General features: G+C 65.4%; 15 protein-coding genes and 2 pseudogenes. 12 read left to right on the top strand and 5 right to left on the bottom strand.

All coding sequences use genetic code 11. The annotated features are described in order from the left end of the window. Positions 1–281: 281 nt before the first annotated feature. Positions 282–848: a methyltransferase family protein gene (locus tag ACCQ01_RS21855; protein ID WP_228433697.1), complete on the bottom strand. Its 567-nt coding sequence runs from the start codon at positions 846–848 to the stop codon at positions 282–284. A gap of 293 nt (positions 849–1,141) precedes the next feature. Here ACCQ01_RS21855 and ACCQ01_RS21850 point away from each other — a divergent pair, with 293 nt between their 5' ends. The 3 genes from ACCQ01_RS21850 to ACCQ01_RS21840 all read left to right on the top strand — a co-directional run bounded on the left by ACCQ01_RS21850 (position 1,142) and on the right by ACCQ01_RS21840 (position 3,665). Continuing rightward, a complete protein-coding gene (locus ACCQ01_RS21850; protein WP_228433698.1) occupies positions 1,142–2,245 on the top strand; it encodes a sensor histidine kinase in 1,104 nt (367 codons plus the stop codon). Then, positions 2,242–2,874 (top strand): response regulator transcription factor, encoded by a 633-nt coding sequence (locus ACCQ01_RS21845; RefSeq protein ID WP_115006573.1) that lies wholly within the window; start codon positions 2,242–2,244, stop codon positions 2,872–2,874. The genes ACCQ01_RS21850 and ACCQ01_RS21845 overlap by 4 nt, the downstream gene beginning before the upstream one ends. Positions 2,875–3,281: 407 nt before the next feature. After that, positions 3,282–3,665 (top strand): hypothetical protein, encoded by a 384-nt coding sequence (locus tag ACCQ01_RS21840; RefSeq protein ID WP_228433700.1) that lies wholly within the window; start codon positions 3,282–3,284, stop codon positions 3,663–3,665. Positions 3,666–3,874: 209 nt separating this feature from the next. Here ACCQ01_RS21840 and ACCQ01_RS21835 read toward each other — a convergent pair whose 3' ends face one another. Continuing rightward, a complete protein-coding gene (locus ACCQ01_RS21835; RefSeq protein ID WP_042595542.1) occupies positions 3,875–4,285 on the bottom strand; it encodes a hypothetical protein in 411 nt (136 codons plus the stop codon). Then, complete coding sequence (locus ACCQ01_RS21830; protein WP_228433701.1) at positions 4,282–7,623, bottom strand: nSTAND1 domain-containing NTPase; 3,342 nt, start codon at positions 7,621–7,623, stop codon at positions 4,282–4,284. Before ACCQ01_RS21830 ends, ACCQ01_RS21835 begins: the two co-directional genes overlap by 4 nt. Positions 7,624–7,916: 293 nt before the next feature. On the opposite strand from ACCQ01_RS21830, the pseudogene ACCQ01_RS21825 reads away from it, so the two are divergent. Continuing rightward, positions 7,917–8,015 (top strand): annotated as a pseudogene (locus ACCQ01_RS21825) (hypothetical protein); the annotation flags it as partial. Here ACCQ01_RS21825 and ACCQ01_RS21820 read toward each other — a convergent pair. Then, positions 8,006–8,426, bottom strand: a pseudogene (locus tag ACCQ01_RS21820) (alpha-hydroxy-acid oxidizing protein); the annotation flags it as partial. The pseudogenes ACCQ01_RS21825 and ACCQ01_RS21820 sit on opposite strands and share 10 nt — an antisense overlap. Positions 8,427–8,699: 273 nt before the next feature. Here ACCQ01_RS21820 and ACCQ01_RS21815 point away from each other — a divergent pair. The 3 genes from ACCQ01_RS21815 to ACCQ01_RS21805 all read left to right on the top strand — a co-directional run bounded on the left by ACCQ01_RS21815 (position 8,700) and on the right by ACCQ01_RS21805 (position 11,514). Further along, positions 8,700–9,458 carry a hypothetical protein gene (locus tag ACCQ01_RS21815; protein ID WP_228433703.1) on the top strand — a complete coding sequence of 253 codons (759 nt, stop codon included), beginning with the start codon at positions 8,700–8,702 and terminating at the stop codon, positions 9,456–9,458. Positions 9,459–9,784: 326 nt separating this feature from the next. After that, positions 9,785–10,993, top strand: a complete 1,209-nt coding sequence (gene fabV / locus ACCQ01_RS21810; RefSeq protein WP_228433704.1) for an enoyl-ACP reductase FabV — start codon at positions 9,785–9,787, stop codon at positions 10,991–10,993. Between the two features lie 233 nt (positions 10,994–11,226). Beyond that, entirely contained in the window at positions 11,227–11,514 is a 288-nt protein-coding gene (locus ACCQ01_RS21805; RefSeq protein WP_228433706.1) for a hypothetical protein, read from the top strand. Positions 11,515–11,681: 167 nt separating this feature from the next. Here the strand turns inward: ACCQ01_RS21805 and ACCQ01_RS21800 are convergent, their stop codons facing one another. Then, a complete protein-coding gene (locus tag ACCQ01_RS21800; protein WP_228433708.1) occupies positions 11,682–12,704 on the bottom strand; it encodes a sugar kinase in 1,023 nt (340 codons plus the stop codon). 286 nt (positions 12,705–12,990) lie between these two features. Here ACCQ01_RS21800 and ACCQ01_RS21795 point away from each other — a divergent pair, with 286 nt between their 5' ends. From ACCQ01_RS21795 to ACCQ01_RS21775, 5 genes are all read left to right on the top strand, one after another. Further along, positions 12,991–15,759, top strand: coding sequence for a TonB-dependent receptor (locus ACCQ01_RS21795; protein ID WP_228433710.1), 2,769 nt, complete (start codon positions 12,991–12,993; stop codon positions 15,757–15,759). Between the two features lie 178 nt (positions 15,760–15,937). Beyond that, positions 15,938–19,138, top strand: coding sequence for a TonB-dependent receptor (locus tag ACCQ01_RS21790; RefSeq protein ID WP_228433712.1), 3,201 nt, complete (start codon positions 15,938–15,940; stop codon positions 19,136–19,138). Positions 19,139–19,151: 13 nt separating this feature from the next. Continuing rightward, positions 19,152–20,129: a pectinesterase family protein gene (locus ACCQ01_RS21785; protein ID WP_228433713.1), complete on the top strand. Its 978-nt coding sequence runs from the start codon at positions 19,152–19,154 to the stop codon at positions 20,127–20,129. Continuing rightward, a complete protein-coding gene (pelA, locus tag ACCQ01_RS21780) occupies positions 20,129–21,172 on the top strand; it encodes a pectate lyase (protein WP_228433714.1) in 1,044 nt (347 codons plus the stop codon). Before ACCQ01_RS21785 ends, pelA begins: the two co-directional genes overlap by 1 nt. A 113-nt stretch (positions 21,173–21,285) precedes the next feature. Beyond that, positions 21,286–25,146, top strand: a complete 3,861-nt coding sequence (locus ACCQ01_RS21775; protein ID WP_228433723.1) for a LamG-like jellyroll fold domain-containing protein — start codon at positions 21,286–21,288, stop codon at positions 25,144–25,146. Positions 25,147–25,250 lie beyond the last annotated feature (104 nt).

The raw sequence follows: 25,250 nt of genomic DNA, 5'->3' as shown, positions 1-25,250 counted from the left end.
GGCGGCGGCGGCGGGGGCAGCCTCAGAGTGTAAGACGATCGCCCGTGGTGCGAACCGTCGCGGCCAACGCGCACACGTGGGTGTACAGCGATGCAGGCGGCCGGCCCGGATGTGCCCGTATGCGCCGCCGCGGCTAAAACACGGCCTCTTCGCTATCACGCGGCGCCTGCGGTGGCGCCACAGCGTAGCGGCAGCACCGCAGGCGCCATGCACACCGAATCTCTGTCCAGCCTGACGAAGCGCCGCCACGCGCGGATCTGCCGCTGTGACCGCGTGCGTGTTCACCACACCAGTGGCAGCAGGCGCCAGCTCTGGGTGGCGTAGTCGGCGTAGCGGGTGGGGAAGGCGTGGCGCAGCGCGGCTTCTTCCACGCGGATGCGGCGCAGGAAGACCCAGGTCACCGGCAGCACGATCACCAGCAGCGACAGCGCATTGCCCATGCCCAGCGCCATTCCGTAGAAGCACAGCAACGCGCCGGTGTAGGAGGGATGGCGCAACCAGCGGTATGGGCCGCTCCGCACCAGCTGGTGGTCGGCCTGGATGGTGACATCCACCGTGAACCAGCGCGCCAGCACCTGGATCGCCCACACCCGCAGCCCCAGGCCGCCGGCGATCAGTGCGCAGGCACCCCAGCGCAGCGGCTCCTGCCAGGCCGGCGGCCAGTGGCTGATGCCGGCGAAGGCCAGCCCCACCGCCACCGCGATCGACAGCGACAACACCCGCCACAACTGGCCCAGCGTGCCTTGGTCGTGCACCCCGCCATCGGCGGCGCGACGTTGCCGGCGCAGCCAGAGTTCGTAGCCCACCCAAAGCAGGCTGAGCGCGGTGAGCAGATGAGATGCAGACATGGGTGACTCCGGGAATGAGGGCGGTGGTGAGGGGCGATGCGCCAGGGCGACGGTGTGCACGGTGGGGAAGGGCCGCATCTGCAAGGCCGGTGCAAGGCCGGTGCTGCCGGTGCCCTGCAGCGTGTTTCCAGACGCCTGCATCACCTGGCAGAACCGTCACTCGGCCAGTGACCCCAGTCTGCCCAGGCGCGGCACCGGCCACAGTGGCCGCAGGTCATCGATCCCACCTGCCGGAAGTCACTTTCTGCATCGCCGTCATTGCTGTTGGCGGGTGCGGCGGTCAGCATCGCCGCATGACAACTCTCCTGCGTGATCTGCTCAAACCCCTGAACCTGGCCGGCGTGTTCACCATCGCCGCGGTCGCCCTGTCGTTCGGCCAGGATCTTGCGCCGCACGGGCTGTGGCGCTGGGCCACGGTGGTCGGCTTCACCGCCCTGTTCCTGTTTCGCGCGTTGCTGCCGCCACGGCCGCTGCCACAGCATGCGGCCCTGCTGCTGCAGGCCCTGCTGGCGGTGGCACTGATCTGGCTGGAACCACGCACCGGCACCTCGCCGGTGTTGCTGGTGCTGGTGGCCGCGCAGGCGGCCATGCGCTGGCAGCCGCCGCAGGTGCTGGCGCTGATGCTGGTGTTGAACGCGGCCATGTACGCGGTGTTCGTGCAGTCGGGTGTGCCGCGTCCCTTCCTGATGGTGGCCATCTACACCAGCTTCCAGGCGTTTGCCGCGCTCACCGCCAACTACGCACGCAGCGCCGAGCGCGCCCGCGATGCGCTGGTCTATGTCAATGCCGATCTGCTGGCCACCCGCGCGCTGCTGGCCGACAGCGCCCGCGACGCCGAGCGGCTGCGCCTGGCCCGCGAGCTGCACGATGTGGCCGGCCACAAACTCACCGCCATGCGCATCCACCTGCGCCTGCTGCGGGCCGAACCGGCGCTGGCCCCGCGCGAGGACCTGCGCATGCTGGAGCAGATATCCGGCGAGCTGCTGGGCGATATCCGCAGCGTGGTGCAGTCCTTGCGCGACGATGCCGGGCTGGATCTGCACACCGCACTGCACGCGCTGGCCGCGCCGTTCCCGCGGCCGGCATTGCGGCTGCAGATCGATGCGCAGGTACGCGTGAGCGACCCGCAGGTGGCCGAAGCACTGGTGCGGCTGGTGCAGGAAGCACTGACCAACGCCGCCCGCCACGGCGATGCCGACACGGTGACCGTGGCGGTGCGCTGCGACGCCGGCGCATTGTGTGTGGACATCCAGGACGATGGCCGCTGCGCCGAGCAGATCCACGAAGGCAACGGCATTGCCGGCATGCGCGAACGCCTGGCCGCGCTGCGCGGTCAGCTCGACCTGCGCCGCGCCGCCCACGGCGGCCTGCACCTCACCGCCAGGCTGCCGGCATGAGCGCGCTCCGGATCGCCCTGGCCGATGACCAGGTGCTGGTGCGTGCGGCCTTGCGCGCGCTGTTGCAGCAGCAGGGCATCACCGTGGTCTGCGAGGCCGACGACGGCCAGGCCCTGCTCGATGCGCTGGCCACGCACCGCGTGGACGTGGTGCTCAGCGACATCCGCATGCCCGGCCTGGACGGCATTGCCGCGCTGGAACAATTGCGCGCGCGCGGCGACCGCACCCCGGTGCTGCTGCTCACCACCTTCGACGACAGCGACCTGCTGCTGCGTGCCTGCGAGGCCGGCGCGCAGGGGTTCCTGCTCAAGGACGCTGCCCCGGACGACCTGCACGAAGCCATCGCCCGCGTGGCCGCCGGCGAGACCCTGCTGCAGCCGGTCAGCACCGACCCGGTACGCGCCCGCTACCAGTTCCGCGACCAGCAGGCCCCGCGCGAGACCTTCAACGAGCGCGAGGTGGCGATCCTGCGCCTGCTCGCCGGCGGCTACTCCAACAAGGAAATTGCCCGCACCCTGTTCCTGGCCGAAGGCACGGTGAAGAACTACGTCTCCACCATCCTGGACAAGCTCGGCACCCGCGACCGCACCCGTGCGGTGCTGAAGGCGATTACGTTGCGGGTGATTTGAGGGCGGGGAATGGGGAATGGGGAATCGGGAATCGGGAATCGGGAATCGGAAGAGCCATTCCCTGGCCCGGTGGGTGGGTGGGGCTTTGCGTTGGCCTTGCGGTGTTGACGTCGGGTTATGGGTTGAGCTCGGTCTGGCCGGTCGCGCTAGACCCGGAGTTCATGGACAGAATCCGGCGGCTTGGCTGTCTCCAACCGGCTGCGGTGGGCCGCGTCACAAGCCCGTTGCGAGTAATGCGTGATCTGCACATGTGGCTGTTTTAGAAAGGATTTCTACGCTTCGGCAGGTTCCGGCAGCAACCGTAAGGTTGCCGTCAGGTCACGCGCCTTGCCAGCCACGAAGGTCGTCCAGCGGCCACGGGAGCCGCTCGGGGACGCGTCGCGCTCCGGTCCGCTGCGGAGTCCGTCATGCGCCTGGTCCGATACCTCATCGTGTTGATCGTCCTGCTCTCCACCAGCGCCTGGGCGGCACCCACCCAGCCCGAACTCCCCGGCGCCTGGGCAAGGGCCGCGCTGCACACCCTGCCTCCAAGCGAGCGCGACCTCAAGGTGCTGATCACCCCCTGCGCGGTGGCACCGCAGGCGGCGGCGTCCCGGCCTTGCGCCAGCCTGGCGATCGCCGTGGGCTCAATGGCCTGCGCGCGTAACCGTCGCTGTCCGCCTTGGAACGGCCACGGCGGGATACCGGGCGGCCTGACCATCCGCGGCCAGATCAACGTGGCTTTCAGCAACGAGTCCGAGCCGGGCGTACGGTTGCAGCCGCACGCATGGGTGCGCGCAGGGGCGATCTGAAAGTGCTGGCAGCGCCCTGAATATCGGGCAGCGTGGGATCTGTCCGAGCGATGCGCCCGTCCTGCGGGCATGGTCCAGCGAACACCCCGACAACGCGCCGTTGCAGCATCACGCGCTCAGTCGGTACATCTCATCCACCTGTGATGCGCCATCGGCGGCAACGCAAACACCTGTCCAGCGGCCGGCCGCCAGACAGGTGCGGCCATGCCTTACTGCGGGGAGATTTGCGGGTCGTTTCCTACCTGCGGGTCGCAGCTGAACAGCAATTTGCGTTTTTCATCTTCGATGATCACGGTGAAAAAGATCAGCGTTGCCTTGTTGTTTTTGTTCATGACCGAAACACTGCGGCCATCTTCGGCAATGTGAGGCTTCTTGATCTGATCATGCGCATCGGAGCTAAGCAGGCTACGAATGCGGAACTGATAAGGCACCTCATCGTCGAAGCGGTACACCAGGGTCACGTCCTGTTGTCCCTTGCCGACTAGCAGCAGATCCGGTGAGAAACTGTAGAAGTACTCGCCCTTTCCGGTATTGCCGCCAAACTCCACGCGAGCCACGGTCAATGTGATGATCACGGTCGGTTTCGCTTTGCCTTTTTCTTTTGCCTTCAATTCCGTCATGACTTGTCCTGTCCTTTGAAAAGCGGGGCATAGAGGGAGACGAATCCCGGGTGGCGGTAGCCCGCTTGATACAGCCATCCGAGCTGTTGCGTAACGGCGGTGCGTTGCCCCAGATGCACGTGTGCGCGGATCCAGGGGTCAAGCAAATTCTTGTCGCGGCTGTTGCCCGCGTCCTTGCCGAGCACCGCCAGGGCGCGTTGCCACGCCGTGCGCGCGCCGGCGTCATCGCCGGCGGCGGCGCGTTGTTCGCCGTGCCAGACCAGCGCCTGGGCCAGCGCTGAAATACCGACTACTTCATCGGGTTTTGCGCGGTGCAGGGTTTCCAGCCGGGCCACGATCGGGGCGAAGTCCTGCGCCAGCGGTGGTGCGCGTGCGGCCTGCAGACGCAGCGCGATGATGGCATCCAGCCACTGCCACTCCGGTAGTGGCTGCGCCTGTTGCAGCAGCTCGGCCATGGTCTGCTGCGCGCGTGCCAGCTGCTGCGCGGCGTCCCCTGCCTGCCCATCCAGCGCGGCTACCCAGCCGGCCTGCGCATAGGCATGCGCCAGATCGCGCCGCCACGCCACATTGTCCGGCTGCAGCGCCGCCAGCGGCTGCAGCAGACGCAGACTTTCGCGCGCATCTTGCTGCGCCTGCACCAGCTGGCCACGCGCCAGCGCCAGGTTGGACGTGCGAATCAACGAGCCAGCCAGGCGCCGCCGCCACGCATGCGCGTCGGGGTCCTTGTCCACCAGCACCCGCAGCATGGCGAGTTGCTCGCGATAGCCCTGCTCGGCCGGCGCCAGCAGGCCCTGGTTTTCCTGCGCCAGGCTCAGCCCCGAGAGGCTGTCGATCAATTCGTAACGCAGCGATGCGTTGTCCGGCGTGCGCGCTACCAGCACGCGCTTGAGCGCGATGTCGCGCGCAAAGAATCCAATCGCCGTTGGGGCATTGCCTTGCGTGGTGGCGAGCATCGCCAGGTTGTTGAGTGCGTACGACAACTCCAGCTGCCAGCGCGGATCGTCCGGCTTGGCGCGCACCAGCCATTCGCTCGCGGCCAGATACTGCGCCCAGTGCCTGCGCGCCAACGGGAACTGCTTGTTGCGGTAGGCCATGGCGCCCAGCCAATACGCCGCCTGGCCGGTTTCCGCATGCGCCTCCAAGACATCCGGGGCAAGCGTACGTGCCTGCGCGGCGGTGGCTGCGGCGCGGGTGAAGGCCGCATGCGCCTGGTCCAGCTTGCCCTGATTCATCAGCACTTCGCCGGTGGTGCGCAGGGCGCGGGCGTGGTTGATCAGATCGCCGGCCTGCATGCTGGCATTGGGCAGTTCTTCCAGATACCGCAGTGCGCGCGTGCCCACGCTGTCTAGCAGTTTGAGATTGCCCACGGTGCGCAATTGCTCGGCCAGATCGCCCAGCATGTAGCCCACCAGTTGTTGCGCTTCGTCGCGGCGTTGTTCGGCCACTTGCTGCGCCTGGCGCGCCTGCCAGCCCAGCAGCAGCGACGCGCTGGCCAGCACCACCAGCAAGGCGGCGGCCGCGGCATACAGCCCGCGCCGTTGCCGGTGCGCGCGCTCGCAGGCGTGCAGAAACGCCAAGTCCAGCGCGTCCAGGTCCTGCGGCATGCGCCGCGCTGCTTCGCGTGCCTCGCTCAGGGGGCGGCCGCTGTTGAGCAGGTGATCGTCACGGCGGCCCTCGCTGGCCCAGCGCTGCGCGGCCAGTTGCAGGCGCTTGCGTGCCTGCAGCAGGCGGCGGTTTTCATGGATCCATTCGCTGGCGCGCGGCCATTGCCGCAGCAAGGCTTCGTGCGCCACCGCAAAGCCCGGCTCGCCGGCAACCAGTTCGCTGACGAACAGGCGCGCCTGCACGAGCGCATCCACCAGTGCGCGCGCGCCGCTGGCATCGGGCAATGCCGACCACACCGCCCGCCGCGCGGTGACTGCTGCGCTGTCGGGGTGGATCACGCTCACCTGGGTCAGTACGTCGCCCAGGTGAGCCTGCGCAGGTGCGGGCAGGGCGCGGAAGGTCTGTTCGGCATGGTGCGCCAGTGCGCCTTCCAACCCACCCAGTGCGCGATACGCGGCAAAGGTGAGCAGGCCATCGTCGCTGCGTCGCTCGTGCAGCGCCTGCAGCAGATGCTGCAGCAGCGGCAGTGCATCGGGTTGGCGTGCGGTGGCATCGCGCAGCACATCGTCCAGGCGGCTGGCGCTGTTGCGGTCTTCTTCGAAGCGCAGCCCGGCCATCGCCGCAGGCACGCGGATGATCTGGCCGATCTCGCCATCGCGTGGCGGCAGCAGATCCACATGCCCGTCGCCACGTTTGAGCTCCACGATCTGCGGCAAGGCATCGATCAGGCGCGGATAGAAATCGCTGCGGGTGAGCATCAACACCGCCACCTGCGCGCTGCTGCACAGCGATTGCAATGCGGCCGCCAAGGCGGCGCGGTCGGCATCGGTGATACCGGGGGTGGCCACCATCGCTTCGGCATGGTCGATCACCAACAGCAGATGGCGCTGGGTCTGCAGGTTGTCGCGCGCCGGGGCGCTCTGGCGCATCGCCTCGCTAATGGCTGCATGCAGTGGTGCAGGGCGCTGCAGCCAGTCGGGCAGCAGTGCCGTCTGCGCTGGCGAAAACACCGCGCGCTCGCCCGGCGCCCAGTCGCCGAGTGCGCGTGCCAGTGTGTCGAGGACATCGCCGCCGCGGCATTGCGCCAGGTTGCAATACGCCACCGCCACCGCTTCCAGACCATCCAGGCCGCCGGGCTGCGACAGCAATGGCACCACGCCCGCCCGCAACAACGAGGTCTTGCCGCAGCCGCTGGCACCGCTCACCAGCACCAGCCCGCGTTGGCTGTGCAATTGCGCGCGCAGCGCGCCCAGCACCTGCGCAATCGCATGGCTACGGCCGAAAAACACCGCGGCGTGCGCGGGGTCGAACGCCTGCAGCCCCACATATGGATTGCCGTGTCCCCACACCTGCGTGCCGATCACCGCACCGCGGTAATCCTCGGGAAAGATCACCTTCGGCAGCAGCCGGTAACCGCGCTTGCGGATGGTTTCGATGTAGCGCGGTTGGCGGCTGTCGTCGCCGAGTTTGCGGCGCAGCTGGGCGATGGTCTTGTGTACCGGGTTGTCGCCGTAAAAGCTGCCGTGCCACACCTCGATCAGCAACTGCTCGGCGCTGATGACCTCGCCAGCGCGCTCGGCCAGCGCGATCAGCACTTCCATCATGCGCGGTTCCAGCGTGATGGTCTGGCCGTCGTCGATCAGCGCAAGCCGTTCCGGCTCCACCAGCAACGGCCCAAGCCGAAACCGTGGGACAGAGCTCAGCTGCGTGACGCGCTCGCTTCGAAGAGACATCGCTCGGATACCGGTCGCACAGCTGGAAGGGACCTCGACGATCGCCAACAGGCGCAGCCAGGCACGGCACGGCAGGCGCAAAAAATAGCACAGGCGGCCCGGCAGGAAATCGATGGTGATCGCTGTTCGTTCGCGGCTGTGCGCTGAAGATGCATGTGTTGCACGCCACACCGTGTGGCGATACCGGCGTCTTCACGCACATCCATACAGCAGCGTGTGTTGCGCATCAGGCTGTTTCGCGCGCAGCCCACCTATTAAGATGCCGCCAGCATCTTGCTGACGAGGAGTACACGTTGATCATCCATCCCAAAGTGCGCGGCTTCATCTGCACCACCACGCATCCGCTTGGCTGCGAGCGCAATGTGCTTGAGCAGATCGCCGCCGCGCGCGCGCTCCAGCGCGTTGCGCATGAAACCGCGTTCCTTGAGCACGTAGAGCTGGAACCACATTGGCCGGCTGATAGCCGGCGCCACTTCTTCGATCGGGCACACCGACACTGTGGACAACGTAAACGGAATCCCGCGCGCGGCCTGCACTTCGCCGCGCCGCGCGTACATGCCGGTGAGCCCGACCGGCGCCAACGCCACCGGCATCGCCAGGGTTTCGCCGAACAGCTCGGTACTCAGGCTCAGGTCGGACATGTTGCGCAACACCCGCTGGCGCAGCGCAATATCGGCCAGATCCGAGACATTGCGCCGCAGGGCGTGCTTGGCGTAGACGCCGCCATCGATGTAGTGGAACAGGAACGGCGGCAGGCGCTCCTGCGCAGCGGCACGGTAGTCGGAAGCGGCGGAAATGATCATCGAAAACGGACGGCGGCGGTGGCCCTTGAGTGTAAGACGGGCGGCGAACAGGTGCCGCGATGATCGTTCAGCGGCCACAGGAAATGTTCGGCGCCGCGCCCCGGTCTGCTGCGGAGTCCGCCATGCGCCTGATACCCAAGTCTCATTGCGCTGATCGTTGCAGCATCTGCAACGTCACGATGCTGAACGTTTCTTCGCCAGGCCGACAAGCATTTCGGTCGAGGCATCACTCTTTCGCTGCTCGCCGGGACATGGATTCGAAATCGTATTTTGATGGCACCCCATGATTTGAATGAAGAGAAAAAAATGCGTCGAATTGGACGAGTGTTTGGATCCAGCAGTTCTTCTTCAAGTTCTCGCCCGGCCGAAAACGACCAGCGCAGAGATAGAGATGCTGGCAGGTCAGGGCAGGGCTCAGAGGTCAATCCGCGCCTTGCGGGATTGCCTAGCCGCCCCGCGTCGCGTGCCAGTCGCCCCACGTTGCCTCCACGGCCGCTATCTGCGGTAGAGCAAGCGGTCAATCGGGATATTCACAATGAGATACTCCCAAATCTGATCAATGTACGAGCCCAATGTGAGCATAATCCCGAACTCAGACGCACGTATCAGAGAGCCGACAGAGGCGTGCGGCATGCGCAAAAACGACTTGCAGGTGATATCAGCACATCATCCAGAGATGAGTTAGCTGAGATGTTAGCGAAATGCACGCGTGAACTCGAAGCTTCCACTGGGACGCAGTATCAGGCTGTTGAAGCGTCAGAACCCTATAGGCCAGCGGCGAGTACCCTGCCTGGATCCGATGCGCAGGTCAGTAGCGATGTGATGGAAACAGCGATGAATTTGTTGTACGGATTCGAGACGACGATAAATCCGGTACGAATGAATGATTGGCAGAAGACGCAGGTGGGAAATCTACTCAGAGATATTGCCGCTAACAAATCGGTGAGTCATGCAGCGGTGTATTGCGCCTATCAGAATAGGAGTGATCCCCGCGCATTGATCGAAGCACTTGTTGCGCACGTGTCGCGCTAATGGTCTGCCGCTCATCCACCGAGCCCCTGCAAGCGTGGATGGCACCTCAAGACGCCGCAGCCGACAATGCGCTTCGGCCTGCTGGCTGAGCCAGCAATGGCATGTGCCGGGTCTGGGTCCTGACGCCGGTGGATGGCGGCTAACGCGGCGCCGTGCATGGCGCTGCAGGGGGTCCCTGCCGCCCTGTGGGGAGCGCTGTTGTGGACGACTCCAACGCTCGTCTGCCACGACTGCGGCACTCCTTTTGTCCGGCAGCATCAGGGCCTCCCCAATGCCATGCCCAGGCACTAAGATGCCGCCAGCATCTTGCTGACGAGGAGTACACGTTGATCATCCATCCCAAAGTGCGCGGCTTCATCTGCACCACCACGCATCCGCTTGGCTGCGAGCGCAATGTGCTCGAGCAGATCGCCGCCACGCGCGCGCGCGGCGTGCGTAGCGACGGCCCGAAGAAGGTGCTGGTGATCGGCGCGTCCAGCGGCTATGGCCTGGCTTCGCGCATCACCGCTGCCTTCGGATTCGGCGCCGACACGCTGGGCGTGTTCTTCGAAAAACCCGGCAGCGCCACCAAGGCCGGTACCGCCGGCTGGTACAACTCGGCCGCCTTCGACAAACATGCCAAGGCCGCGGGTCTGTATAGCAAGTCGATCAATGGCGATGCGTTTTCCGATGCCGCGCGTGCGCAGGTGATCGAGCTGATCAAAAGCGAGATGGGCGGCCAGGTGGACCTGGTGGTGTATTCGCTGGCCTCGCCGGTGCGCAAGCTGCCGGGCAGCGGCGAAGTGAAGCGCTCGGCGCTCAAGCCGATTGGCCAGACCTACACCGCCACCGCCATCGACACCAACAAGGACGCCATCATCCAGGCCTCGATCGAGCCGGCGACAGAGCAGGAGATCGAAGACACCATCACCGTGATGGGTGGGCAGGATTGGGAACTGTGGATCGACGCGCTGGAAGGCGCCGGCGTGCTCGCCGATGGCGCGCGCAGCGTGGCCTTCAGCTATATCGGCACCGAGATCACCTGGCCGATCTACTGGCACGGCGCGCTGGGCAAGGCCAAGGTGGATCTGGACCACACCGCGCAGCGTTTGAATGCGCGCCTGGGCAAGCACGGCGGCACTGCCAACGTGGCGGTGCTCAAGTCGGTGGTCACCCAGGCCAGCGCGGCGATTCCGGTGATGCCGCTGTACATCTCCATGGTCTACAAGATCATGAAGGAAAAGGGCCTGCACGAAGGCACCATCGACCAGCTGGATCGCCTGTTCCGCGGGCGCCTGTACCGCGAAGACGGCCAGCCCGCCGAAGTGGACGACGAAAATCGCTTGCGCCTGGACGACTGGGAACTGCGCGACGACGTGCAGGACGCCTGCAAGGCGCTGTGGCCGCAGGTCACCACCGAGAACCTGTTCGCCCTCACCGATTACGCCGGCTACAAGCACGAGTTCCTCAAGCTGTTCGGCTTCGAGCGCAGCGATGTGGACTACGACGCCGATGTGGATCCGGACGTGAGGTTCGACTGCATCGAGTTGGGGTGAGAATCGGGAATCGGGAGTGGGGAATCGGAAAAGCCGTGGCGGCTTGGCACGCTGGTTGTGCAGTGCGCAGTGCTTTGACTGTTTCCGACTCCCGACTCCATCCCAATGCCAAGTCCCGGCGCTAAAGGTCGAGACGCCGCTATGAATCGCAGGCTTTCATGGCGATCACTGGATCGGCAGGGACGTGGCTTGATTGGTGAACCACATCCACACTGCATGGAGCGCACGACGTCATGGACAAACTGATCGCTATCCTGGTGTTGGCCGTCCTGGTCAGCGTTACCTGTGCCGTGCTGCTGCGCTTCGTCAAGCTGCACGGCGCGCTGAAAGCAATCGTCAATGTGGTGATCACCACCGCCGTCGTCTGCGCCGTGGTCATGCAGGACGGCTCGGCGCCAGACCTGCAGTTCGCACTGATGATCACGCTGTTCTTCAGCGTCCCGGCGTCGCTGTGCGCTGTGCTGCTGAGCGCAACCCTCAACTGGATCATCCAGAAACGCCGCGTCCGTGTGCCGGCCTGAGCACGTGAGCGCAGCGAACAACACGTGGCAAGCACCTGCCCACCGTCCTGCGGCCGCAACAACGCGTCAGTTCTGCGCACCGCGCTCCGTTGGCAACAAACCTGGACAGAGCGCCGAAAGCCAGCGCTCCCAGCTTTTACGATTCCCCAATCCCGATTCCCGGCGCGTCAGCGCCTCACATCAAACCGCGCATCGCCCACACAGGCCTGCACATCGGCCACCGAGAGTGGATTGAAATCGCCGGGAATCGAGTGCTTCAAACAACCGGCAGCCAGGCCGAAGCGCACCGTGTCCTCCAGCGACCAGCCTGCGATCAGGCCGTGCAGCACGCCGGCCGCAAACGCATCGCCACCGCCGATGCGGTCGATGATCGGGGTGAGTTCTTCGGCCGGCGCAAACGCCACCGCGCCACTGCGCGGCACCAGCATTGCGCCCAGGCTGTGGTGGTCCACGTTGTGCGTGGTGCGCTGGGTGCAGGCCATCAGCTGCAGCTGCGGGAAGGCCGCAAACGCCTGCTGCGCAGCCGCTTCCACACGGGCTTCCAGCGTGTCTTGCGGAAACTCGCCGCCCAGCACCACGCCGATGTCGCGGTAGTCCGCAAACACCACGTCCGCACACGCGAACAGGTCGTGCAGGATGCCGCGCGCATCGCCTTGCCAGCGCTGCCATAACTTGGGCCGGTAGTTACCGTCGAACGAGACCTTGACCCCGGCCGCACGTGCGGCGCGCGCGGCCGCCAGCGTGGCCTGCGCCACATCGGCGCCCAGCGCCGGGCTGACCCCGGACAGGTGCAGCCACTGCACGCCCTCAAGCAGGCGCGGCCAGTCGTAGGCATCGGCCGGCGCCAGTGCAAACGCCGAATCGGCGCGGTCGTAGACCACTTCGCTGGGGCGATGGATCGCACCGGTGGTCAAAAAGTACAGACCCATACGGCCGTCCACACGCCGCACATGCCGCGTGTCCACGTCGTGCCGGCGCAGCTCGCCTAGCACTGCCGCGCCCAGCGGGTTGTCGGCCACCGTGCTCACCATCGCCACGTCATGGCCGAAGTGCGCCAGCGACACGCCCACGTTCGCCTCGGCGCCACCGCAGTGCACCTCCAGTCGCGGTTGCTGCAACAGCAGCTCGTGACCAGGCGCCCCCAGGCGCAGCAACAACTCACCAAAGCACAGGATGCGGGCACGACTCATACGGCAATTACCTCGGCTGTGTGATGCGTCACGGGGTGGGGGATTCCGCGCGCGTTAGGATGACCATCGGTGTCATTCTAGCTGTCGCCCGACACGTCCGGCGATGACCATGATGCGACGCTCAGTGACGGCTTGCATCCCTTTGGGGCCAATTTGGTGACGTTTTCTGCTGCGCTGCAAGATGTTGCGGGGCGATTCAGCTGGTAACGTCGTTTTGACCAGCGGTGTCATTGCCGCTCACAACCAGACATTTCACATTGTTCATGGACCCTTGGGAGGGGAGGACATGCAATTTCGGACCACCAACCGGAAGACACCGGTTACCTTGCTGGCGCTGTCGATCGGCCTGGCACTGACCGGCCACGTGGCCGCACAAGATGCCGCACAAACCCCTGCCGAACCCGCCGTGGACCTGGACACCGTCACGGTGACCGGTTACCGCGCCAGCGTGGAGAAGGCCCTGGACATCAAGCGCGGCGAAGCCGGCGTGATCGATGCCATTGTCGCGGAGGACATTGGCAAGTTCCCCGACCTCAACCTGGCCGAGTCGCTGCAGCGCATCCCCGGCGTGGTGATCACCCGTGAAGCCGGCGAAGGCCGCGCCATCTCGGTCCGCGGCCTGGGCCCGGAGTTCACCCGCGTGCGCATCAACGGCATGGAAGCGCTCACCACCGTGGGCGCCGGCGACCAGAGCGGCGGCACCAACCGCGGCCGTGGCTTCGACTTCAACGTGTTCGCCTCGGACCTGTTCTCGCAGCTGATCGCCCGCAAGACGGCCTCGGCCGATGTGGAAGAAGGCTCGCTGGGCGCCACCGTCGACCTGCGCACTGCGCGCCCGTTCGACTACAGCGGCTTCACCTTCGCCGCCAGCGGCCAGGCCGGCTACAACGCGATGGCCGAAAAGGCCAATCCGCGCGTGGCCGCGCTGATCTCCAACACCTGGGCCGACAACACCTTCGGCGCGTTGCTGTCGGTGGCCTACACCGAGCGCGAAGTGCTGGAAGAAGGCTCCAACACCGGCCGTTGGGCCAATGGGCCGAGCAACGGCGGCTTCAGCGCCACCTCGCCGTTTGCCGCGGCACGTTCGGCGGATGTGTATCACCCGCGCTTCCCGCGCTACACCCAGCAGATCCACGACCAGCAGCGCCTGGGCGTCACCGGCTCGCTGCAGTGGAAGCCCTCCGACCGCACCACGCTGTCGCTGGACATGCTGTATTCCAAGATCGATGCCAAGCGCGATGAGCACTACATCGAAGCGATCTCCTTCAGCCGCGGCGGCAATGCGCGCCCGGTGCTGGTCGGCAAGCCGGCCACCGTTGTGCGTAACGGCGAGATCCGTAACAACGCGCTGGTGTATGGCGAATTCGACAACGTCGATATCCGTACCGAAAACCGCCACGACGAGTGGAACACCGAGTTCAAGCAGATCAGTTTCGACGTGGAGCACCGCTTCAGCGACGACTTCAGCATGAACGCGCGCATCGGCACCTCGCGCTCCGCGCACGAGAACCCGGTGCAGACCACCATCATCATGGACAAGTACGACGTCGACGGGTACAGCTACGACTACCGCGGCAACAACCGCGCGCCGGTGCTGAACTACGGCATCAACCCGACCGATCCCACCGGCTGGGAACTGGCGGAAATCCGCCTGCGTCCGCAGACCGTGGACAACGACTTCGACACCGGCCAGATCGACTTCAACTGGAACATCAGCCCCGGCTTCCGCCTCAAGGGCGGCGTGCTGGCCAAGAACTACACCTTCAGCACGGTGGAGTTGCGCCGCGCCAACGAGTTGTCGGTGCCGACCTTCGCCAATGGCACGCGCATCGTGCCGGCCGATCTCACCGAACAGGCCGGGCTCAAGGGCATCAACGGCAGCCCCGCTGCGTGGGTCGTGCCCAACCTGGACGCCGTGGCCGACCAGTTCGGCATCTACAGCAACAGCGGCACCTTCGCTGTTGCCCCGCGCGTCAACAACAGCCGTAGCGTCGAAGAAAAAGACCGCGGCGTGTGGTTGATGGGCGAGTTCTCCACCGACCTGGGCTCGATTCCGTTCTCCGGTAACTTCGGCGTGCGTTACGTGCGCACCGAGCAGGAATCCACCGGCTATGCGCTGATCAACAACGCACCGGCGCTGACCACCGTGGGCCGCAAGTACAACAACACGCTGCCCTCGTTCAACCTGGTCGCCGAGCTGGCACCGGACCTGCTGCTGCGTCTTGGCGCGGCCAAGGTGATGTCGCGTCCCGGCCTGGGCAGCCTCACGCCCGGCGTGACCGTGGCCGTGGCCGGCGGTGCGCGCACCGTGGCCGGCGGCAACCCGGATCTGGACCCGATCGAAGCCACCAACGTCGACCTCGGCCTGGAGTGGTACTTCAACGAAGGCGCGATGGTCGGTGTGGGCCTGTTCTACAAGGACATCGAAAGCTTCATCCAGACCGCGCGCGAAGTGCGTCCGTATTCGAGCAGCGGCCTGCCGGCGTCCTTGCTGGAAGGCACCGGCGCCAGCGTCAATGACGACTTCGCCTTCAGCATCCCGCTCAATACCCCGGGCGGCGAATTGAAGGGCGTGGAAGCCAACTACGTGCAGCCGTTTACGTTCCTGCCGGGCAAGTGGGCCAACCTGGGCGTGCAGCTCAACTACACCTGGGTGGACTCGCAGATCCAGTACCTGGCCAGCAGTGGCGCGCCGGTCATGAAGAACGACCTGCTCGGCCTGTCGCGCTCGTCGTGGAATGCCACGCTGTTCTACGAAGGCGACACCTTCGCAGGCCGCATCTCCGCCACCAACCGCGACGACTACCTCACCCAGGCACCGGGTGCGGAAGCCGGCTTCAACGTGGACGGCGTGCATGGCATGACCGGCACCACCATCCTCGATGCGTCGCTGCGCTACAAGATCAGCAAGCAGCTGGAACTGAGCCTGGAAGGCATCAACCTCACCAACGAAGCCTCCGACGAGTGGGTGTCGTCGCCGCGCACCGGCCAGCTGCCGCTGCAATACGGTGAAACCGGCCGCCAGTACCTGCTGGGCCTGCGCTACAAGTTCTGAGTATCACCCGCCCGCTGCGCACACGCGCAGCGGGCCCCATTCCAAACGCTTGATCGCCGTGCATGCGCTGCCAAGACGCACGCATGCAACGCGGTGGGCGTGATGTTTCGTTCGACGCCGGTGGCCTAGGGGGGCTGAGCGCGTCATTGCACCCCAGTGCCCTGGAGAGAGCCGCATCATGCAAGCCCGTTCGTGTCGTCCTGCCCAAGAGGCGGGCGCCCGCCTGTCCGCCGCGCGTTTGTCGGTGGCCATCGTTCTGGCCCTGCACGGTGTCGGCGCTGCCGCGCAAACCGTGGGCCCACCGGCCACTCCGGCCGATGCGGTGGACCTGGACCGCGTGCAGGTCAAGGCCACTTATCGTGAAAGCCTGCAGCAATCGCTGGACGCCAAGCGCTACAGCGTGGAGCAGGTGGATGCGATCTACGCCGAAGACATCGGCAAGTTTCCCGATCTGAATCTGGCCGAATCGATGCAGCGCATCGCCGGTGTGTCCATCGACCGCGAAGGCGGTGAGGGCAAGCAGATTTCGGTGCGCGGCCTGGGCTCGGATTTCACCCGCGTGCGCATCAACGGCCTGGAAGCGCTGGCCACCGCCGGCAGCGGCAGCGATGGCGTCAACCGCAGCCGCGGATTCGATTTCAATACCTTCGCCTCGGAACTCTTCAGCCGCGTCACCATCAGCAAGACCCAGTCGGCGCAGACCGACGAAGGCTCGCTGGGCGCCACGGTGGATCTGCGCGGCTCGCGCCCGTTCGACTTCGACGGCTTCGAAGCGGCGGCCTCCACCCAGTACGGCTACAACGATCTCTCGCGCGAACAAGATCCGCGCATTTCCGGACTGATCAGCAACATCTGGGCCGATGGCCGCTTCGGCGCGCTGATGTCGGTGTCCTACAGCGAGCGGCATCTGCGCGAAGAAGGCTACAACCCGGTGCGCTGGGAGCACGGCAACTACCGCAACTCCAACCAGAGCACCGCCACCAACAACGGCACCTACGGCTTTTGCTCGCCGGTGGGCTACAACCCGCAGACCCCGCGCAACCCGCTGGCCAACGAAGCCCCTGCCGGGGTTGGCTCGCAGGCCAACCAGGACCGCAACAACGGCTGGGGCAGCTACGGCATCAGCGCCACTACCTGCGGCACCGGCATCGCGCGCCCGGCCAACACACCGGAAAACATCCAGGCCTACGAAACGGCCACCGATGCGTGGATTCCGCGCTACCCACGCTATATCCGCACCGACCACGAGATCAAGCGCCTGGGCGTCACCGGCGCGCTGCAATTCAAGGTCAGCGACGACACCCTGCTGAACTTCGACATGCTGTATTCCAAGCTGGACAAGGACCAGCGCGAAGACTCGGTCGGCGCCAACCTGCACCGCACCGCCAACTTCGGCGGCAAGACACAGATTGCAGTGCGCGAAGCGCAAGTGGACGAGCAAAACCGCTTGGTTTACGGCGTATTCGACAACGTCGACTACCGCACCGAATCCAGCAGCATCGAAGAATCCACCGAGTTCAAGCAATTCAGCCTGGACCTGCAGCACCGCTTCAACGACCAGGTACGCATGACCGCGCTGGTCGGCCATTCCACCTCCGATTACGAGCGGCCGGTTTTCTCGCTGGTGAGTTTCGACAACACCAACCTGGATGGTTTCGTGCTGGACCGGCGCGGTGGTGGCGACTACCCGAGCATGACCTTCCCATTCAATGCCGCCGATGCCAACAACTGGCAATGGCTGGGCTATGGCGCGGTGCCGGTGAACAGCAATGGCACTGCGCGCGGCACCAACATCAGCGAGGTGCGGCTCAACCCGCAGTCGGTGAGCAACACCTTCGACACCGCCAAGGTGGACCTGGAATTCAACATCAGCCCCACCTTCACCTTCCGCACCGGGTTGGCCTACAAGGACTACGACATGGAGACGTCGGAGTCGCGGCATGTCTCCTACGGGCGCCTGGCGCAGGGCTTGCCGGCCGGCGTAGGCGTGGGTGACCTGAGCACCACGCTGGATGGCTTTGGCCGCAGCTTGAACGGCAGCTTCCCCACCACCTGGGTGATTCCGGATTTCCAGAAAGTCGCCGACCTGCTCAACATCAATTGCAACTGCGACACCGGTGTGCCCGGTGGCGACTACCGCCTGGCCGATGTCGGCCACTTCGGCTCGTCCAACAACAATTTCGCCGTCAACGAAAAGAGCCTGGGCACCTACCTGCAGCTGGACTTCAACACCGACCTGTGGGGCCGCGCGCTACGCGGCAACCTGGGCGTGCGCTATGTGCAGACGCAGATCGCCGCCAGCGGCTATGCACCGTGCACGGCCACCGCCAGCGGTGCGATTTCGACAGCCTGCGAATCGTTCTTCGGCGTGGCCAGCGCCACTGCCGCGGCCGGCGAGCGCCTGCTGGTGCCCACCACCGTCAACCACAATTACCGCGACATCCTGCCCTCATTGAATCTCTCCTGGGATGTCAGCGATGAGGTGGTGCTGCGCTTCGGCGCGGCAAAGACCATGGCGCGGCCCACGCTGGCATACCTGTCGCCCAGCGTCAGCGGCGGCCCCACCCAGTTCTTCGAGGACGGGCGCTTTTTCTCGATCAACCTGGGCAACCCCAAGCTCGACCCGTTCCGCTCCACCAACTACGACCTCAGCGCCGAATGGTACTTCCGCGAAGGCTCGTTGTTGTCGGCGGCGGTGTTCTACAAGGACATCGACAGCTACGTGCAGCGCACCCGTGTGCTCACCACCTGGGAAGCGATGGGCTACTCGCTGGATCTGCTGCCCGCAGGCTTTACGCCGGACACCATCTTCAATGTACAGAGCTACTTCAACACGCCCGGTGGCCCGCTCAAGGGCTTCGAGCTGACCTACCAACAGGCGTTCGATTTCCTGCCCGGCTTCTGGCGCAACTTCGGCATCCAGCTCAACTACACGCAGGTCGATTCCAAGATCAATTACCTGTTCAGCACCGCCGGCAACAGCAATACCAGCATCACCACCACCACCACCGAGCGCGACCTGCTCAACCTCTCGCCGCAGTCCTACAACGCCACCGTCTACTACGACGACGGCCGCTTCAGTGCGCGCGTGTCCACCAGTTACCGCGATGGCTACATCAACAACATCCTCGCGCAGGAAGACGTCTACAACCTCGATGGCCAGCGCCTGGCCACCGCCGATGTCACCGGCAAATACAGTGTGGAAAACGTCGATTTCAACATGTCCTACAAGATCAGCGACCACCTGTCGCTGACGTTCGAGGCCATCAACCTGCTCGATACCCCCGACCGCCGCTACGTCGATTCCGCACTGGAACTGCCCGACAAATACACCGTCACCGGGCGCCAGTACTACGTCGGCGCGCGCTACAAGTTCTGACAGGAGAACCGCCATGCAAGAACATCGCAGACGCGTGTTACGCAGCATCGCCGCCAGCGCCGTGTTGGCGATGAGCGCACTGGGCAGCACCGCGGCCTTCGCCGCCGACCCGGTCTATACCGTGGCCAAGCAGGGCAACGCCGGCTACCGCACGGTGCAGGCCGCGGTGGACGCCGCCGTGCAGGGCGGCAAGCGCGCGCAGATCAGCATCGGCGCGGGCGTGTATCAAGAGTTGCTGGTGGTGCCGGCCAACGCACCGGCATTGAAGATGGTCGGCGCCGGCGCCACCCAAACCGTCATCACCTACGACAACTACGCCTCACGCATCAATCCGGCCACCGGCGCTGCGTACGGCACCTCCGGCTCGTCCAGCGTCATCATCGCCGGCAATGACTTCACCGCCGAGCAACTGAGCTTCGGCAACCACGCAGGCCCGGTGGGGCAGGCGGTGGCGGTGCGTGTGGATGGCGACCGCGCGGCGTTCCGCAATGTGCGCTTCCTCGGCTACCAGGACACGCTGTACCTGCGCGGCGCCAAGCTCTCGTATTTCCTCGACTGCTATGTCGAAGGCACCGTGGATTTCGTCTTCGGCGCCGGCACTGCCCTGTTCGAAAACGTGCAGCTGCATTCGCTGGGCGATGGCTATCTCACCGCTGCTTCCACGCCGCAGGAGAGCGCACGCGGCTTTGTGTTTCGCAATGCACGCATCACCGCCGCCAGCGGTGTCTCGCGCGTACACCTGGGGCGCCCATGGCGGCCGTATGCCAGCGTCAGCTTCATCAGCAGCCAGCTCGGCGCACACATCGTGCCCGAGGGCTGGAACAACTGGGGCAACGCGGCCAACGAGGCCACCGCCCGCTACAGCGAATACCAGAACACCGGCGCCGGGGCCAGCCCGTTGCGCCGCGTGAAATGGTCACGCCAGCTCACCGCCGCTCAGGCCGCTGCGCTGGACCGCTCCACCGTGCTGGGCTCCTGGAGGCCGTTCTGATGAACCGTTCGCGCACGCTGCACCTGTCCACGCTCGCCTTCGCCGGCGCCCTGTTGCTCGCACCGTTGGCGGCCATGGCCGACCACATCGCCGACAACATGCTGCTGCTGCAGACCGCCTCCGGTGGCTGGTCCAAGCAGTACAAGGGCGTGGCGGTGGACTACACCCGCACCTTCACCGCCGCCGAAATCGCCGAGCTCAAGCAACCTGGGCGCAAGGACGACGCCACCATCGACAACAAGGCGACCACGTACGAAATCACGTACCTGTCCACCGCCTTCAATAACGAAAAGAACGCCAAGTACATTGCCGCCGCACGTCGTGGCGTGGAGTACCTGCTCAAGGCGCAATACGCCAACGGCGGCTGGCCACAGTTCTACCCGGACCTGTCGTCCTACCACCACCAGATCACCTACAACGACGACGCCATGGTGCGCGTGCTCAACCTGTTGCAGGACATCGGCGAGGGCAAGGGCGACACCGGCGCGCAGCTACGTGGCAGCCACGGCGCACGCGCGCAGCAGGCGGTGACCAAGGGCCTGGAATGCGTGCTCGCCACCCAGGTCAAGATCGGCGGCACGCTCACCATCTGGGGCGCGCAGTACGACGAAGTCACGCTCAAGCCGGCCAAGGCGCGTGCGTATGAGCTCGCTTCGCTGTCGTCCAGTGAGTCGGTCAGCATCGTGCGGTTCCTGATGCGCCAGCCCAGCCCGTCGGCCAAGATCAAGACCGCGGTGCAAGCGGCCGCCACCTGGTTCGATACCCATCGCATGCGCGATCTGGCCACCAAGAAGATCGACGACCCCACCCAGGAAACCGGCAAGGATGTGATCCTCGTCGCGCAACCGGGTGCGTCATTATGGGCGCGCTTCTACGACCTGCAGAATCAACGTCCGCTGTATGCCAACCGCGAAGGCGTTGCATTGACCGACTACATGAAAGTGCCCAACGAGCGCCGCGTCGGTTACGCCTGGCATGGCACCTGGCCGGACAAGTTGTTGAAGGAGGACGTGCCCAAGTGGCGCGCCGCCAATGGCCTGTAAGGTGGGCTGAGTAAGTGCGTCGCCGCCACCGCCAACCAGGCGGTGGCCGTTTTACGTGTTGAACAGTACGTGGTGAACAGTACGAGGTGAGCGTGTCGAAGGTTTTGTTGGGAATGCTGTGCATGATCGCGCTGCCGCTGAGCGCGGCCACCCCTACCGCGCCGGAACTGTTGTTCCGTGTCTCGGCCGACCGCAGCCTGGAGGCCGATGTCGCACGCGGCGATGGCGTGCCCAACTTCCGCGACAAGATCGCGCTGGTGCCCACCGGCAAACGCGGCAACGCCATCGAATGGGCCGACGACGGCGTGCTGTCGTGGAATGCGCCCGGCAACCTCTACACCCAGCGCGGCACGCTGAGCTTTTTCTGGCGCGCGCGCTATGCCGTTGGCGAAGCGCCATTCGTGATCTTCCGCGTCGGCTACGCCGATCACACCAGCTGGGACATGGCCTGGCTGCGCATCGACTGGAACGGCCACGGCTTCGATGCCTTCGTCACCGACGCCAACCTGGCGCGCACCCGCGTCTCCTTCAAGCTGGATAAAAATCCCGCCGCCAGCGACTGGACCCACATCGCATTCGCCTGGGATGAAACCCGCGGCGTGCGCCTGTACGTGGATGGCAAGGAAGCCGCACGCGCGGACTGCGGCCAACCGTGCGCCAGCGGTGGCGCGCTCGACTTCGACGCCGCGCTCGACCAGTTCGGCCTGGCCGGCCGCGTGATGTCGCCGCACCAGGTGCAGAGCCGCTACAACTTCCTGCGCGGCAGCGACTTTGACGAGATCCGCATCTACGACCGCATGCTCGATGGCGCCGGCGCCGCCGCCCTGGCGCGCCTGCAGGAGCCCACCAGCGCTGAAGCACCCACCAGCGATGGGCAAAACGCCGCCTTCCTGCACCGCTTCGGCTGGGACAACGGCCACGCACCGCCCGCACTCACCGCGCCGGTCACCCGCATCCGCAAGGTGGAATTCACCGACGCGCGCGACCTCAAGCAATGGATGTGGAAGGCCACCGACGGCATCGCCGAAACCACCTGGCCCGGCGTCTACAACCGTTCGCGCCTGCCCGGCCGCAACGACTATTTCCAGCTGCCGGACTGGAATACCTACGTCGAAGGCGGCAAGGCGCTGGACCTCACCCTGCCGGACGAGCGGGTCAACCGCATCGAGCTGCGCGGCGCCGCCTATGGCCAGGCCAGCTACACCGCGCCCACCGCCACCGGTGCAACCAACGCGCAAGCGCAGCCGCTGTTCGACCGCAAGCAAGGCGTGGTGCGCAGCGTCGATACGTTCGCCGAGCGCCGCGGCGGCACGCTGCGCTTTGCCAACACCGCGCAGGAAACCCCCATCCAGGAAATCTGGGCCTACAACGTGCAACCGGGCGAGGTGCCCAAAGGCAGCGCGCAGCTCAGCTACACCGTGCGCAGCGACATCCAGCCCGACTACGACAACCTCGCCACGCTGCGCGATGTCATCGCCGGCCGCTACCCGCTGAGCGAGCGCCAGACCGTGGTTGCGCTGCCCACCAAGGCCCCAGCCCGCAAGCGCCCCAGCGACAAGACCGCCGCCAGCAGCGCGCAGCACCCCATCGTGCACATCCTGGTGCCGTCCAGCCTGGGCGACCCGCCGCCAGACCAGCCGCTGATGCGCAGCTGGTCCTACGGCTGGGAAAACATGCACGACGGCCTCGATGGCATCGCCATCACGCTGCCCGCGCTCAACCTGCCGGCCACCCATAACGGCAGCATCCCGCTCAACATCCGCATCAAGGACCCCATCTGGCCCGCACGCGACATGATCGATGTCTCGGTCGCCGTCGCCCCCGGCCAGGCCCGCACGCTGTGGCTGGACCTGCGCGACCGCATCCTGAGCAACGACAGCCTGATGCTCAGCATCGCCGCTGCCGCACCCGGCTTCGATGCCAACGCGCTCGATGGCACCCAACTGCAGCTGGTGTTCAAGCCACGCAACGAGGCCATCAAGGAGCACGTCGCCGACCGCTTCAACCAGGTGAAAGACAACTGGGGCTTTCTGGTGGAAGAACACACCACCTCCAAGCGCCAGCTGCTCTACAAGCGCCTGGATGCCGACATCACCGACCTGCTGCGCGTCGACCCGGACCACGCCCTCGGCCGCCAGTACTGGAACGACATCAGCTACGCCAACCAAGGCACGCTGCCCGTGGACATGTCGGCCGTGCCCAAGGACGTGCCGGCCTGGGCGTTCTGGCAGCTGCAAGACCTCAGCGCCACGCGCCGCTACATCCGCTGGTGGATCGAGCAGCGCCAGGTGGCCTATGGCGATTTCGGCGGCGGCATCTCCGACGACTCGGACCTGGTGCAGCAATGGCCCGGCGTCGCCCTGATGGGCGTGGACCCGGACATGCTCAACGCCTCCATGCTCGCGTTGTCCGATGCCAACTACCGCAACGGCATGTTCACCAACGGCCTGTCCACCATCGAAACCGACGAGCTGCATGCCTACGAAGAAGGCATCAACCTCAACAGCGCCCTGCTGTATCTCAACTGGGGCGACCCGCGCACCGTCGAACGCCTGATGGAAACCGTCAAGGCCTTCGACAACATCATCCAGGTCAACCCGCAAGGGCACCTGCTGTTCGCCAGCAACTGGTTCGGCGGCCGCAAGGTCTACCGCGAACCCAACTGGCAATGGCAAAAACCGTATTCGTTCCCGGTGGTGCACCCGGCCATCATCCTGGGCGCCTATAACGCCGACCCCAATAGCCGCCGCATCGTCACAGGCTTAGCAGACGGCTATCTCGCCCACGCCTACACCAACGCCAAGGGCAACTGGGCGCTACCCAACGAAATCAACTGGCAAACCGGCAAAACCCGCGGCGGCGATCTGTTCGAAGGCAGCGGCGGCGCCGACACCTTGCACACCTTCTGGGCCGCCTACCGCTTCACCGGCGAAGAGCGTTATCTCAAGCCCATCAACTACCGCGTCGCCAACAGCGGCCCCAACGGACTCTCGCTGCTCAACGAAAACTTCCTCGATGTCATGGGCAAGCGCAGCGACTGGAGCGGCAAGCTCATCGACGCCGCCAACAAGGACGACGGCAGCGCCCCGGACTTCCCGCACCATGTGGCCTGGGAGCAAACCGGCAACCTCGAGTATCTCGCCACCATTTACCGCAGCGAGGCACGCGAGAAACTTCAGAACTTCTACATGAACACCGAAGGCCACTGGTGGAGCGACCGCGTGGAATCCCCCACGGTCAACCTGCAACGCGCCCGCCTAGGGGGCGTGGCCCTCAAGCGCAATCAGACTTACCCCGGCCACACCGTGAGCTGGCGCTTCAATGACCCAGAGGCCGCCACGCAAGTAGCCATCGCCATCCCCGCACCCCAACAAGACCGCTTCACCGTCATCGCCTACAACACCTCCAGTAAACCTCAGCGCGCCAGCATGACCGGCTGGAACGTCGCCCCAGGCCAATGGCGCATCACCCAGGACGTGGACCGCGACGGTGACGGCAAACTCGACGGCGCAGGCAAAACACGCGAAGTGGCCTTCGAAAAAAGCGCCGCCGTCGACATCGACTTCCCCGCAGGCCGCACCACCGTCCTGCAGCTCGAACGTATTGCAGAAAGCAGCCCAGTCGAACTGCGCCCGGACCTGGGCATCGGGCATGGCGATGTGCGCATGACTGCAGACGGCATTGAGGTGACTGTGCATAGCCTCGGCCATGCGGATGCACCGGCCGGGTTTGTGGTGTTGGAGGATGCGCGTGGCAAGGAGCTGGCGAGAGCCGCGTTCCCGGCACTCGCGACACCACGCGATCTGCAGCCAATCACCACGCAGGTGCGCCTGCCGCTGACCAACGCGGCAAATCTAAAAACCGCGAACTTGCGTTTGGTGACCGAAGGCAACGTCGCAGAGATTACCGGACTCAACAATAATCTCCCTTTACCCGCGCAGGCGAAGCCGGCAATCGCAGAAAACAGTCAATAACCCGAGACACCAAGCCCTTCTCCCGCGCGCGGGAGAAGGTGTACGCAGGACGGATGAAGAAAAAGCCGATAAAGCCAGCGACCAGTCGCGTAAGCGCATTGACG

Source organism: Xanthomonas sp. NCPPB 4037 (genome assembly GCF_041475695.2).
Lineage (GTDB): Bacteria > Pseudomonadota > Gammaproteobacteria > Xanthomonadales > Xanthomonadaceae > Xanthomonas > Xanthomonas campestris.
Note: the sequence above shows the minus strand (reverse complement) of the source record. Positions and strands in the feature narration are given on the sequence as shown.

Coding starts and splice junctions, on each gene's coding strand:
- ACCQ01_RS21830 (WP_228433701.1), bottom strand. CDS start 7,623: ATGTCTCTTCGAAGCGAGCGCGTCACGCAGCTGAGCTCTGTCCCACGG.
- ACCQ01_RS21790 (WP_228433712.1), top strand. CDS start 15,938: ATGCAAGCCCGTTCGTGTCGTCCTGCCCAAGAGGCGGGCGCCCGCCTG.
- ACCQ01_RS21850 (WP_228433698.1), top strand. CDS start 1,142: ATGACAACTCTCCTGCGTGATCTGCTCAAACCCCTGAACCTGGCCGGC.
- ACCQ01_RS21835 (WP_042595542.1), bottom strand. CDS start 4,285: ATGACGGAATTGAAGGCAAAAGAAAAAGGCAAAGCGAAACCGACCGTG.
- ACCQ01_RS21845 (WP_115006573.1), top strand. CDS start 2,242: ATGAGCGCGCTCCGGATCGCCCTGGCCGATGACCAGGTGCTGGTGCGT.
- ACCQ01_RS21815 (WP_228433703.1), top strand. CDS start 8,700: ATGGCACCCCATGATTTGAATGAAGAGAAAAAAATGCGTCGAATTGGA.
- pelA (WP_228433714.1), top strand. CDS start 20,129: ATGAACCGTTCGCGCACGCTGCACCTGTCCACGCTCGCCTTCGCCGGC.
- ACCQ01_RS21840 (WP_228433700.1), top strand. CDS start 3,282: ATGCGCCTGGTCCGATACCTCATCGTGTTGATCGTCCTGCTCTCCACC.
- ACCQ01_RS21775 (WP_228433723.1), top strand. CDS start 21,286: ATGCTGTGCATGATCGCGCTGCCGCTGAGCGCGGCCACCCCTACCGCG.
- ACCQ01_RS21795 (WP_228433710.1), top strand. CDS start 12,991: ATGCAATTTCGGACCACCAACCGGAAGACACCGGTTACCTTGCTGGCG.
- ACCQ01_RS21805 (WP_228433706.1), top strand. CDS start 11,227: ATGGACAAACTGATCGCTATCCTGGTGTTGGCCGTCCTGGTCAGCGTT.
- ACCQ01_RS21785 (WP_228433713.1), top strand. CDS start 19,152: ATGCAAGAACATCGCAGACGCGTGTTACGCAGCATCGCCGCCAGCGCC.
- ACCQ01_RS21800 (WP_228433708.1), bottom strand. CDS start 12,704: ATGAGTCGTGCCCGCATCCTGTGCTTTGGTGAGTTGTTGCTGCGCCTG.
- ACCQ01_RS21855 (WP_228433697.1), bottom strand. CDS start 848: ATGTCTGCATCTCATCTGCTCACCGCGCTCAGCCTGCTTTGGGTGGGC.